4 protein-coding genes are annotated in these 13,407 nt (G+C 63.4%); all 4 read left to right on the forward strand.

The features are described from left to right. Positions 1–11: 11 nt before the first annotated feature. The 4 genes from hutU (at position 12) to LB513_RS05050 (ending at position 13,373) form a co-directional block, all read left to right on the forward strand. On the forward strand, positions 12–1,682 hold the full coding sequence (hutU, locus tag LB513_RS05035) for a urocanate hydratase (protein WP_224662364.1): 1,671 nt from the start codon (positions 12–14) through the stop codon (positions 1,680–1,682). A 4-nt stretch (positions 1,683–1,686) separates the two neighbouring features. Next, positions 1,687–2,274, forward strand: coding sequence for a HutD family protein (locus LB513_RS05040; protein WP_224662365.1), 588 nt, complete (start codon positions 1,687–1,689; stop codon positions 2,272–2,274). Positions 2,275–2,538: 264 nt separating this feature from the next. Next, complete coding sequence (locus LB513_RS05045; protein WP_224662366.1) at positions 2,539–11,130, forward strand: GH36-type glycosyl hydrolase domain-containing protein; 8,592 nt, start codon at positions 2,539–2,541, stop codon at positions 11,128–11,130. Between the two features lie 464 nt (positions 11,131–11,594). Continuing rightward, positions 11,595–13,373 carry a glucan ABC transporter ATP-binding protein/ permease gene (locus tag LB513_RS05050; protein WP_224662367.1) on the forward strand — a complete coding sequence of 593 codons (1,779 nt, stop codon included), beginning with the start codon at positions 11,595–11,597 and terminating at the stop codon, positions 13,371–13,373. Positions 13,374–13,407 lie beyond the last annotated feature (34 nt).

Here is a 13,407-nt window from a genome sequence, read left to right on the forward strand (position 1 = left end):
GGAGTGACGCCATGAACAACCCCCGCCACAATATCCGTGAAGTCCGCAGCCCGCGCGGCGCGGAGATCAGCGCTCGCTCCTGGCTGACCGAAGCACCGATGCGCATGCTGATGAACAATCTGGATCCCGACGTTGCCGAAAACCCGAATGAGCTCGTCGTCTATGGCGGCATCGGCCGGGCTGCGCGCACGTGGAATGATTTTGACCGCATCGTCGCCTCGTTGAGGACGCTTGCCGATGACGAGACCTTGCTGGTGCAATCCGGCAAGCCGGTCGGCATCTTCCGCACCCATCCGGATGCCCCACGCGTGCTGATCGCCAATTCCAATCTGGTGCCGCATTGGGCGACATGGGAAAAGTTCAACGAGCTCGATAAGAAGGGTCTGATGATGTACGGCCAGATGACGGCCGGCTCGTGGATCTATATCGGCACGCAGGGCATCGTCCAAGGCACCTACGAGACGTTCGTCGAAGCCGGGCGCCAGCATTATGGCGGTAGCCTCAGGGGAAAATGGATCCTGACCGGCGGCCTCGGCGGCATGGGCGGCGCTCAGCCGCTGGCCGCCGTCATGGCCGGCGCTTGCTGCCTGGCCATCGAATGCGATCCCGACCGCATCGATTTCCGCCTGCGCACCCGCTATGTCGACGAGCGCGCCGACACGCTCGACGAGGCGCTTGAGAAGATCGAGCGCTGGACCAGGGGCGGGGAGGCGAAGTCGGTCGGCCTTGTCGGAAATACGGCCGACATCGTGCCGGAACTGGTGCGGCGCGGCGTGCGCCCCGACATGGTGACGGACCAGACCTCGGCTCATGATCCGCTGAATGGCTATCTGCCCAAGGGATGGTCGCTGGCGGAATGGCGCGAAAAGCGAACGTCCGACCCGAAAGCCGTCGAGAAGGCCGCCCGCGCTTCGATGCGCGATCATGTCGAGGCGATGGTGGCGTTCTGGAACGCCGGCGTGCCGACGCTCGACTATGGCAACAACATCCGGCAGGTGGCCAAGGAGGAAGGCTTCGAGAATGCCTTCGCCTTCCCGGGCTTCGTGCCGGCCTATATCCGTCCGCTATTTTGCCGCGGCATCGGTCCGTTCCGCTGGGCGGCTCTCTCAGGCGATCCCGAAGACATCTACAACACCGACGCCAAGGTGCGCGAACTCACGCCCGGCAACACCCACCTGCACAATTGGCTGGACATGGCGCGCGAACGCATTGCCTTCCAGGGTCTGCCGGCGCGCATCTGCTGGGTTGGCCTCGGCGACAGGCATAGGCTTGGCCTCGCCTTCAACGAGATGGTCGCCAAGGGCGAGCTCAAGGCGCCTGTCGTCATCGGCCGCGATCATCTCGATTCCGGCTCCGTGGCGTCGCCCAATCGTGAAACCGAATCCATGAAGGACGGCTCGGACGCCGTTTCGGATTGGCCGTTGCTCAACGCGTTGCTCAACACCGCATCGGGTGCGACATGGGTGTCCCTGCATCACGGTGGCGGCGTCGGGATGGGGTTCTCGCAGCATGCCGGCATGGTCATCGTGGCCGACGGTACGCCCGAAGCGGCCAGGCGACTGGAACGGGTCTTGTGGAACGATCCGGCGACCGGCGTCATGCGCCATGCCGATGCCGGCTACGACATCGCCGTCGAGTGCGCCAAGGAGCATCAGCTCAACTTGCCCGGCATTCTCGGCTGAGCCGATGCGCATCCTGCGGACAGCCGGCCACCGTTCGATGCCTTGGAAAAACGGCGGCGGGGTCACGACGGAAATCATTGTCTCGCCCGCCGGCGCCGGACTTGACCATTTCGACTGGCGCGTATCGATGGCGCGCGTCGAGGCTAGCGGCCCGTTCTCGCAATTCTCCGGCATCGACCGCACGCTTGCCGTGCTCGAAGGGAAGGGCATCGTCCTCGAAATCGCCGGCCGTCCGCCGATGACGGTGGACCTGACGACCCCTCCGCTGTCCTTCCCGGCCGACGTGCCGACGGCGGCGACGCTGATTGACGGGCCAATCGCCGACCTCAATGTGATGAGCCGGCGCGGGAGGGTGACGCATTCCGTCGAGCGCATCGCGGTGACGACGCCAGCGCGAATCAGGACAGAGACCGCAACAACCCTCGTGCTATGCGTAAGTGGCGGCGTCATCATCGCCGGCGCCGAGCCGATCAGCCTCGGGCCGCTAGACGCGCTTCTGACAGCGCCTGATATTGACGGTCTGTCTATCCAGCCTACCCGGCGAACGGTCCTGTTCGTGGTCCGGATCGACGCCGTTCCCGGCAACGATTAACGCTTGTTTCCAAACATGATCGCGGTACCTTCGGATTGTGGCGTAAGCTGCTGACTGGAATCACGAAAAGGTCTGAATCCGCTTCTTGATCTGTCTTGACTGAAAGCGGGGCGGGGTCTTGAGTTTCTTGCGATGGATGACGCCCTGTCGTGATGCGCAACCCAACCTGCGGCAATTGGGTTGTGCAACCAATTGCATTTTAATCGGTTTTAGGGCCATTGCCGTGGCGACGACGCCGCTCTGTGTCCGCATACGGAATTTTCAATGAATATCCAGACGAATCCTGCCCAGATCGAGAAGACGAGCGCGAGCTTTCCGGCGATAACCGAAGAACCCATCCGATCCAATTTCCTCCCAGAGGAACGTCTGCGGGCGCTGGGCGAGAGCCTCGCGAAAGGTGACCTGACGGATCTGTTCGGCCTGACGCCCTTCGATTTCCAGGCCCGTATCCGCGACAGCGCCAAGAAAATCCTGGAAGTCTATCGTTCGACTAATGCCGCGCAGGCCAGAGGTGAGACCATAACCCCGGCGGCGCAATGGCTGCTCGACAACAACTATCTGGTCGAGGAAACCATTTTCCAGGTCAAGCGCGACCTGCCGCGCCGCTTCTATCGCCAACTGCCGGGATTGAAACTCCCCAATGGCGGCAACGTGCCGCGTGCGCTGGCGTTGGCCTGGACCTATGTGGCGCATTCGGACAGTTCCGTTTCGGCGACCATGTTCAAGGCCATCGTGCAGGGCTTCCAGTCGGTCGAGCCACTGAGGATCGGTGAACTCTGGGCGCTGCCGTCGCTGTTGCGCTTCGTGCTCATCGAAAATCTCCGCCGGCTGGCGGTCAGGGTCAACCGCACGCGTCAGATGCGCCAGATCGCCAATGAGGTGGCTGACAAGGTGCTGGCGACCGACGACAGCCCGGACCGGCAGGCGATCCTGTCGAACTTCAGTGCCCACGCGCACGACACCACTTTCGCTACCCAATTGCTCTACCGTTTGCGTGACGGGTCGCAGAATGCCGGCAGGGCCTTGGAGTGGCTGGAAGGCGAGCTTGAGAAGACCGGCACGGATGCCGAGGAAATCATCATTGCCGAACACCACACGCTGTCCAGCGGCAATGTGACGACCGGCAACATCATCCGCGGGCTGCGTCTGATCAACGACGTCGACTGGACCGTCTGGTTCGAAGACGTCAGCCGCATCGATACCGTGCTGCGCGGGCGAACCGATTTCGCCGCGCTCGATTTCTTTTCGCGCGATCAATACCGCACCGCGATCGAGGAACTGGCCCGCCGCTCGAATCTTTCGGAATACCGTGTCGCCGAGAAGGCGATCGAACTGGCCGGCCACACGGCCGAGGAGGGCGTGGCGGATCCCGCTGAGGCAGGCGACGTCCCAGTTTCGACCGCGCACACGGATGTCGGCTTTTATCTTGTCGGCCCGCGCCGGCTCGAGTTGGAAAAGACGATCGGCTATCGACCGACCGTCAGCCAGAGGCTGAAGCGCGCCTTCACCAAGACCGGATGGCTTGGCATTGTCGTGCCGGTGTTTGCCCTCACGGTCCTGCTTCTCGTCCTGTCCGGCAATGCGCTCGCCCATCTAGGCCTGTCGGTGACCTCGATCGTGCTCATGCTCGCGCTGTTCGCCGTCCCTGCCAGCGAGGGCGCCCTTGCGTTCTTCAACACTGTGGTCTCGTTGTTCCTGAAACCGACACGCCTGATCGGTTATGACTACAGGCACGGCGTGCCGCCGGAGGCGCGCACCCTTGTCGTGGTGCCGTCGCTGATCGGCTCGCGCGACGACGTCGAGGAGAGCATTCGCAACATCGAAGTGCACTACCTTGCCAATCTGGCCGACGAGATTTATTTCGCGCTGCTCTCGGACTGGCCCGACAGCAAGACCGAGATCGATGTCGCGGATACCGAGATCCTCGGATTCGCTCGCGCCGAGATAGACCGTCTCAATGCCCGTTATCCCTCGGAGGGCGCGCCCCGCTTCTACATCCTTCATCGCCGCCGTCTCTTCAATGCCGCAGAGGGCGCCTGGATGGGCTGGGAGCGCAAGCGCGGCAAACTGCACGAACTCGACCTTCTGCTGCGCGGCGATAGCGACACCACCTTCCTACCGCTTGGCGTGCCGCTTCCGGAAAATGTCGTCCATGTGATGACCCTGGACGCCGACACCCGCACCACCCGCGACGCAGTGGCAAGTCTCGTCGGCAAGCTCTGCCATCCGCTCAACCGCCCGCATTTCGATGCCGCCAAGCGCGTCGTCACGGCTGGCTACGCGATCCTGCAGCCACGCATCACGGCATCGCTGACCAGCGGTGACGAAGCATCGTTCTTCCAGCGGGTCTTCTCTGCAAATCGTGGGCTGGATCCGTACGTCTTCGCCGTGTCGGACCTCTATCAGGACGTCTTCGGAGACGGCTCCTTTACCGGCAAGGGCCTCTACCATGTCGACGCTTTCGAGGCGGCGCTGAAGGGGCGGATCGAGGAAAATACCATCCTCAGCCATGATCTGCTCGAAGGCGCCCTGGCGCGCTCTGCCCTGGTCACCGACGTGGAGCTGGTCGAGGACTATCCGACCCGCTACTCGGTCGACGCCTCTCGTCATCATCGCTGGGCGCGGGGCGACTGGCAGTTGCTCGGCTTCATCCTCGATCCGCGCTCCGGCGTGCCAGCATTGTCGCGCTGGAAGATGGTCGACAATCTGCGCCGCTCGCTGACACCGATCTTCTGGGTGTTGGCCGCGATCGCCGGCTGGACCCTGCTACCTTTCACGCAGGCCGCGCAGTGGCAGGCGCTGCTGATCCTTAGCCTGTTCATGGCGCCGACATTCAACATCGTCAACGCCATCCTGCCCAAGAGCGGCGACCAGACGGCGCGGGGGCATTTCTCGGCGCTGGCACGCGACGTTGCCTTCGGCACCGCGATGGTGGCGCTGAAGATCCTGCTGATGGCGCACAACGCCTGGATGATGGGCGACGCCATCGTTCGCACGCTCTACCGGCTATTCGTCAGCCGCCAGAACCTCTTGGAATGGCGCACTGCCTCGCAGGCGCACAAGAGCGGCGACAACGATCTCGCCTCCTATTACGGCATGATGTATGGCGCCGTGATCATCGGTTTCGTTGGTCTCGCCGTTCCGGTTCTGGCCGATTCTACTGGCGCGTTCGTCGCTTTCTTCTTCGCGCTGTTCTGGATCGCGTCGCCGGCGGTGGCCTCGTGGATCAGCCGTTCGGCCGAGACCGAGGACCGGCTGCGGATTTCGGCGGCCGACATCCACACGCTGCGCACCGTGGCCCGGCGGACATGGCACTATTTCGAATCCTTCGTCACGTCGGAGCATCACAATTTGCCTCCCGACAACTTCCAGGAGAGCCCGGCGCCCGTGGTCGCGCCGCGCACCTCGCCGACCAATATCGGCGTCTACTTGCTTTCGGTCGTTTCCGCGCGCGATTTCGGCTGGATCAGCCTGTCCGACGCCATCACGCGCATCGATGCCACCATGTCGACGATCGAAGGAATGCCGCGCGAGCGCGGCCACCTCTTCAACTGGTACGACACGACGACGCTGAAGCCCTTGTACCCCCTCTACATTTCTGCCGTCGACAGCGGCAACCTCGCTGGACATCTTGTGGCTGTGGCGGCGGCCTGCGCCGAATGGGCCGAAGCGCCTTCCGTCCATCTCCAGGGCGATTTCGAGGGCATTCTCGACACTGTCGCCATCCTCGGCGAGAGCCTCGACGAACTGCCCGATGACCGCCGGCAACTGCGCCCCCTGCGCCAGCGTCTCGCCGACCGCCTCGACGGCATGCGCCGCGCCGTCGACACCATCAAGGCACAGCCGGAAATGGCGTCGATCCGCACCATCAACCTGGCAGTTCTGGCAGGCGAGATCCGCAAGCTGGCGGCGGCCATCCACACCGAGGCCGCTTCGGGCCACAGCGAGGTCATTGTCGACTGGGCGGGAAGGCTCGAAGCCACCTGCGAAGCGCATGTGCATGACGCGCATAGCGACGACAACGCCGTCGCGGCGCTGCGGGCCAAGCTCCTGACGCTGCGCGAGCGCACGCGGCGGTTCGCCTTCGAGATGGAGTTCTCGTTCCTGATGCGGCCTGAGCGCAAGCTGCTCTCGATCGGCTACCGCGTCGAAGAACATCAGCTCGATGAAAGCTGTTATGACCTGCTCGCCTCGGAGGCGCGGCTGACCAGCCTGTTCGCCATCGCCAAGGGCGACTTGCCGACGGAACACTGGTTCCGGCTTGGCCGGCCGATCGTCGAGATCGGTTTCCAGGGCGCGCTGATGTCCTGGTCGGGCTCGATGTTCGAATATCTGATGCCGCCGCTCGTGATGAAGGAGCCGCAGGGCAGCATTCTCAACCAGACGAGCAAGCTGATCATCAAGCGCCAGATCCAGTACGGCCGCGAAAAGAACGTGCCCTGGGGCATCTCGGAAGCGGCCTACAACGCCCGCGACCGTGAGCTGACCTACCAGTATACCAACTTTGGCGTGCCCGGCCTGGGCCTGAAGCGCGGCCTCGGCCAGAACACCGTGATCGCGCCCTACGCGACCATCCTGGCGGCGCAGTTCAACCCGCGCGAAGCGGTGCGGAACCTGGCGCGGCTCCGGCAGATCGGCGCGCTCGGCCGCCATGGCTTTTATGACGCGGTCGACTTCACGCCGCAGCGCGTCCCCGAAGGCACCGATCATGTCGTCGTGCAGAACTACATGGCCCATCATTCGGGCATGTCCATCGCGGCTGTCGCCGACGCCATTTTCGAAGGCCGCATGCGCGACCGCTTCCACAGCGATCCGGTCATCGAATCGGCCGAGCTGCTTCTGCAGGAGCGGGCGCCGCGCGACATCCCGACGGCGACCGTCCGGACAGAGGCCGACGAACGTGCCAAGGACGAGAGCGAAGTCGAGAGCCCCGACAGCCGCATCGTGCTCGATCCTTTGCGGGCACTGCGCTCCACGAGCATGATGTCGAACGGCCGCTACTCGGTGATGGTCACCGCGACTGGCTCCGGCTACAGCCGCTGGGGCGATCTTTCCATCACGCGCTGGCAGCCGGATCCGACCGAGGACCGGCTGGGCTCCTACATCTTCCTGCGCGACGCAAGCACCGGCGACTGGTGGTCGGCGACCGCCGAGCCGAAACGCGCGGCGGAGGAAAAGGCGCAGACCCTGTTCTCCGACGACAAGGCAAGCTTCCTGAAATCGGTCGCCTCCCTGCGCTCCGAGGTCGAGTGCATCGTCATTTCCGAAGGCAATGGCGAGGGCCGCCGCGTCACGCTCTATAATGATGGCGCATCCGACCGCCACATCGAGGTGACCTCCTTTGCCGAGCTGGTCCTCGGCTCCGAAGCATCGGACAATGCTCATCCGGCGTTCTCGAAAATGTTCGTGGAAACCGAAATCGCGCCGAACAACGGCGCGATCTTCGCCACGCGGCGCAAGCGCGAAACCAGCGAGCCCGACATCACCCTGGTGCATTTCGTCACCGACCCGTCCGGGCCGGAGCGTGATGCCGAGGCCGAGACGGACAGGCGCGCTTTCATCGGTCGTGGCCGCACTATCGTAGACGCGGCCGCTTTCGATCCGGGGGCCAAGCTTCGCGGTCTTTCGGGTTTCACCCTCGATCCGATCGCCTCCTTGCGCCGCCAGGTGCGGGTGCCGGCCAACAAGAAGATATCGCTGACCTTCTGGACCGTCGTCGGCGCCAGCCGTGGCGAGCTGGAAGAAGCCATCGCCCGGCTCGACCATCCGGATAGCTTTGCCCGCCAGGCGATGCTCGCCTGGACGCGCAGCCAGGTCCAGACACGTCACATGGGTCTCAGCCTGACCGATGCCGCCAACGTGCAGAAGCTTGCGCGCTATTTGATCTATCCCGATCCGTTCCTGCGGCTTCCCGCCGAATCCATCGCTTCGGGGCTGGGCAAGCAGTCGAGCCTGTGGCCGACCAGCATCTCTGGGGATTTCCCGATCTTTCTGGTCAGGATCGGCGACGTCGCTGATCTGGAGATCGTCGCGCAGGCGCTTCGCTTCCAGGAATATATGCGCACGCGCGGCATGATGATCGACTTCGTGGTCGTCAACGAACAGGCGTCTTCCTATGTCCAGGACCTGCAGAGGGCGGTCGAGACGCTGTGTGAAAACAGCCGCCTGCGTGGCAAGGAACTCGGCCCTCGCCAGCACATTTTCGCCGTGCGCCGCGACCTTATGGACGAGACTACCTACAAGACGCTGCTCGCCGTCGCCCGTGTTGTCCTGCACACACGCAACGGCACGATCTTCGACCAGATCGAGCGGGCCGAAGGAGCTGCCCTGCAGGCGCGCGACGCGTTGCAGCTGGCCGGGCGCGAAGGGTCTGCCTCGTCGCCCTTGCCGCAGACATTGGCCGTGCAGACTGTGTCGAATGTCGGCGCCGACGGCACTGGTCTCGATCGATGGAACGGCTTTGGCGGCTTCGACGGCGACGGTCGCCACTATGTCGTCAGGCTGGCTGGCCGCCGCACCACGCCGCAACCCTGGATAAACGTAGTCTCCAACGCGTCGTTTGGCTTCCACACCTCGGCCGAGGGCGCGGCCTTCACCTGGAGCCGCAACAGCCGCGACTACCAGCTGACCCCATGGTCGAACGACCCGGTTTCGAACCGTCCGGGCGAGGGGTTCTATATCCATGACCTCGCCGGCGGCAGGGCGTTCTCGCCGCTTGCTGCCGTGGTGCGCGATCCCTCGATGACCTACGAGGCCTGGCACGGGCAGGGCTTCTCGACGTTCCGCGCCAAACGCGGACCCTTGTCGATGGATCTAACCCATGTCGTCGACCCGATCGATCCGGTGAAGATTTCGCGATTGCGCATTCAGAACTCCGGGTCGGTGCCAGTGCGGCTGCGTGTCTATGCCTATGCCGAATGGGTGCTCGGCGGGCATCGCTCGCGCACGGCGTCGACCATCGTCCCATCGCGGGACCCGGCCACCGGCGCGCTCCTGGCGCAAAATCCGTACGGGCTCGATTTCGGCGAGCGGGTGGCCTTCCTGGCTTCGGACGCCAGTGCGCAATCGGTGACGGCAGACCGTACGGAGTTCCTGGGCCGTCATGGCTCGACCGAGATGCCGCAGGCGGTTCTGAACGGTGCTGCCCTATCTGGCCGCGTCGAGGCGGGAGACGATCCGTGCGCGGCCATTGCCCGGGATGTCGAGGTGCCGCCCGGTGGCGGCGTGACGATGCTCTGGCTGTTGGGCGATGCCGACTCCGCCGATCAGGCCAGCACCCTGATTCAGGAGCATCGGTCCAAGGATTTCGATCAACGTCTGGCCGACAACGAGCAGGCGTGGCGCGGGTTCCTGGACACGATCCAGGTCCAGACGCCGGACAAAGGTCTCGACGCCATGGTCAATCACTGGCTGCCCTATCAGAGTCTCGCCTGCCGTATCCGCGCCCGCTCAGCCTTCTATCAGGCCAGCGGCGCCTTCGGCTTCCGCGACCAGTTGCAGGATACGCTGGCGTTGCTCGCGCATGACCCCGGCTTGGCGCGCGACCAGATCCTCAATGCGGCGCGGCGGCAGTTCCCCGAGGGCGATGTGCAGCATTGGTGGCTGCCGCGTACAGGGGCGGGCGTGCGTACGATGATATCCGATGACGTCGTGTGGCTGGCTCACGCCACCGCGCGCTATCTGCTGGTCACCGACGATACCACCATCCTCGAGGAGCAATTGCCCTTCATCGAGGGACAAAAGTTAGGCGAGGGCGAGCACGATGCCTTCTTCACCCCGGAGATTTCGGAGAAGACTGTCTCCCTCTACGAGCACTGCGCGCGTGCCCTCGATCTGGCCATCTCGCGCAGCAGCCCGGCCGGGTTGCCGCTGATCCTCGGCGGCGACTGGAACGACGGCATGAACCGCGTCGGCGAGCACGGCAGGGGCGAGAGCGTCTGGCTGGGATGGTTCCTGCTGAAGACGCTGGGCGATTTCGCCGCCATCGCCAAGAGCGAAGGCGATACCGAGCACGCCGAGGCCTGGACAAGCCACGCCGACGCGCTGAAACGGGCGCTTGAAAACACTGCCTGGGATGGCGAATGGTACCGGCGCGGCAGTTTCGACGACGGCACGCCGCTGGGCTCGCACACATCCGAAGAGTGCAAGATCGACTCCATTGCCCAGTCCTGGAGCGTCCTTTCGGGCGAAGGCGACCCGGCTCGATCGAAGACGGCGATGGCGCAGGCGACCAGGCTGCTGGTCGACGACGAGCTCAAGATCGTCAAGCTGTTCACCCCCGCCTTTTCGAAGACGGACAAGGATCCGGGCTACATCAAGAGCTATCCGCCGGGCGTGCGCGAGAATGGCGGGCAATATACCCATGCCGCCACGTGGTTCGTCATTGCGCTGGCCGAGATGGGGCAGACCGACGAGGCCTATCGCTGCTTCTCGATGCTCAATCCGGTCAACCACGCGATCGACGAGGCTTCGGCCGAACTCTATCGCGTCGAGCCCTATGTGGTCGCGGCCGACGTCTATGCCGGCGACGACCATGATGGTGGCAACAAGGGCGGTCGCGGCGGCTGGACCTGGTATACAGGCTCGGCCGGCTGGCTCTATCGGGCGGCCGTAGAGGGCATCCTGGGCATTGAACGTCGCGGCAATAGGGTCCAGTTCACGCCGAAGCTACCCAGCCACTGGGACGGCTATTCCGCCACGCTGAAGATGCTTGGGGCCGAACTTCGGGTCCGGGTTGTTCGCGACAGCAAGGCCAAGGCGATGTCACTGGAACTGGACGGGGCAAAGGCCAAGACCTCGTCGGTCGAACTCAGGAACGGCGAAGTTTCGGAGGTCGTTGTACGGATTCCGGGCTGAGATAGGCCTCTCGCGACGAGCAGGGCCTGGGTGGCCCTGTTCGAGACTTTACGCAAGCTTGCGGTATGGTTGTAGAAAATTCAGAAATATCAAAAACTTGCCGGTTTAAGTCACAGAGCTTGGGGCGGCCGCGGCGCTTTGCGCCTTGAATGTTTGCGCCCCGCCGCGCCATTTCGTCTGGCGTTATACTGTTCAAATGGCTCTATTCACCGACAGTCATCCGCCCGACATTGTTGGTGATTAAAATTGTGGCAGTGCACCCCAGGTGCCATGATTTCGCCGCACGGGTGACATTTTACCTGTCTTCTCAAACCGTTAGGTGATCACGGCAGATTTCGGAACGTCGCCATCTTTTGTTCGCGTAAAAGGAACTGAAGAGGTACACGGCCATTGTTTTGCGACGTATCAACCGATACGAGTCAAATGATGCAGTGCACAACAAACAGCGTGGCGGAGTAACTGGGGTGACCCTTCTGCAAATCTATTGGAGAGCGCTTGGTTACCTAGCGGCCGACAGGAAACGCGTTGCGTTGATCTGTTCCGCCAACGTTGCTCTGGCCATCATCGCGATCCTCGAGCCCATCATGTTCGGCCGGGTAATCGATGCGATTTCGGCCCGCGGCTCGGTGTTCGCCACGCTCGCCCTGTGGGCGGGCCTTGGCGCGTTCAACATCATTGCCTTCGTCATGGTTGCGCGCGGCGCCGATCGCTTTGCTCATAAGCGGCGCAGCGAGGTTCTTTGCCAGTCGTTCGAACGTGTGATCACCATGCCGCTTGCCTGGCATCATCAGCGTGGAACGTCCAACGCTTTGCATACGCTGTTGCGCGCCGTCGAGACGCTGTTCAGCCTGTGGCTCGAATTCATGCGCCAGCATCTCTCGACGGCGGTCGCTCTGGTTCTGCTGATCCCAACGGCAATCAGCATGGATCTGCGGATGTCGATGGTTCTGCTGGCCCTCGGCGTACTCTATGTCGGCATCGGCCGCGTGGTCATGAAGCGGACCAAGGCCGGCCAGGCAGCCGTGGAGCGCCACTACCATAAGGTGTTCGCCCATGTAACCGACTCGGTTAGCAACGTCGCCGTTCTGCAAAGCTACAATCGCTTGGGTCACGAGGCGGAGACGCTGCGCGGTTACGTCAAGAACCTGCTTGATGCACAGAACCCGGTTCTCGATTGGTGGGCCTTGGCCAACGCGCTGCACCGCCTGTCTTCGACGATCTCGATGATGGTCGTGCTGTTGATCGGCGCCTATCTCGTCACGCATGGCCAGCTGCGCATCGGCGATGTGATTGCCTTTACCGGTTTCGCAACCCTGCTTATCGCCCGGCTCGACCAAATGTCGGCCTTCGCCAACCAGATTTCAGAAGCCCGCGCCAAGCTTGAGGATTTCTACCAGCTCGAGGATTCTGCCGCCGATGCGGCCGAGCCGGACGGTCTTCGCGATCTCACGAATGTCACGGGTCATGTCCGCTTCGAGAATGTCGGATTCGAATTCGCCAATTCGGGGCAGGGCGTCAGCGATGTATCATTCGAGGTGCAGGCCGGCCAGACGGTGGCCATCGTCGGCCCGACGGGTGCGGGCAAGACCACGCTCATCAATCTGCTGCAGCGCGTCTTCTCGCCTTCCAGTGGCCGCATCCTGATCGACGGCATCGACACGCGCACCGTGACACGCAAGTCGCTGCGTCATTCGATCGCCACCGTGTTCCAGGATGCGGGCCTGCTCAACCGTTCTATCGAGGACAACATCCGTGTTGGCCGCGCCGATGCGAGCAATGCCGAAATCCATGCCGCCGCCAACGCGGCCGCTGCGCAGGATTTCATCCTGGCCAAGAGCAATGGCTACGATACGATTGTCGGCGAACGTGGCGGCCAGCTGTCGGGTGGCGAGCGTCAGCGCATCGCCATTGCGCGTGCCGTTTTGAAGGACGCACCGATCCTCGTGCTCGACGAGGCGACGAGCGCGCTCGACGTTGAGACCGAAGACCGCGTGAAGGAAGCGATCGACGAATTGCGACGCGACCGCACCACCTTCATCATCGCTCACCGACTGACAACCGTCCGCGACGCCGATCTGGTCGTCTTCATGGACAAGGGCAGGGTGATCGAGATGGGCGGCTTTGCAGAACTGTCGCTGCGTAACGGGCGCTTCGCCAGCCTGCTGCGCGCCGGCGGCCTGCTCAACGACGAGGAGGTTCGCCGCCTCAGCCGCACCGTGCAGCAGCAGGAAGAAGCCGCCTGAGAGATCATCTACCTTCTCCCGCAGGGGAAGAAGG

Origin of the sequence: Mesorhizobium sp. ES1-1, from assembly GCF_020164785.1 — a bacterium.
Classification (GTDB): domain Bacteria; phylum Pseudomonadota; class Alphaproteobacteria; order Rhizobiales; family Rhizobiaceae; genus Mesorhizobium.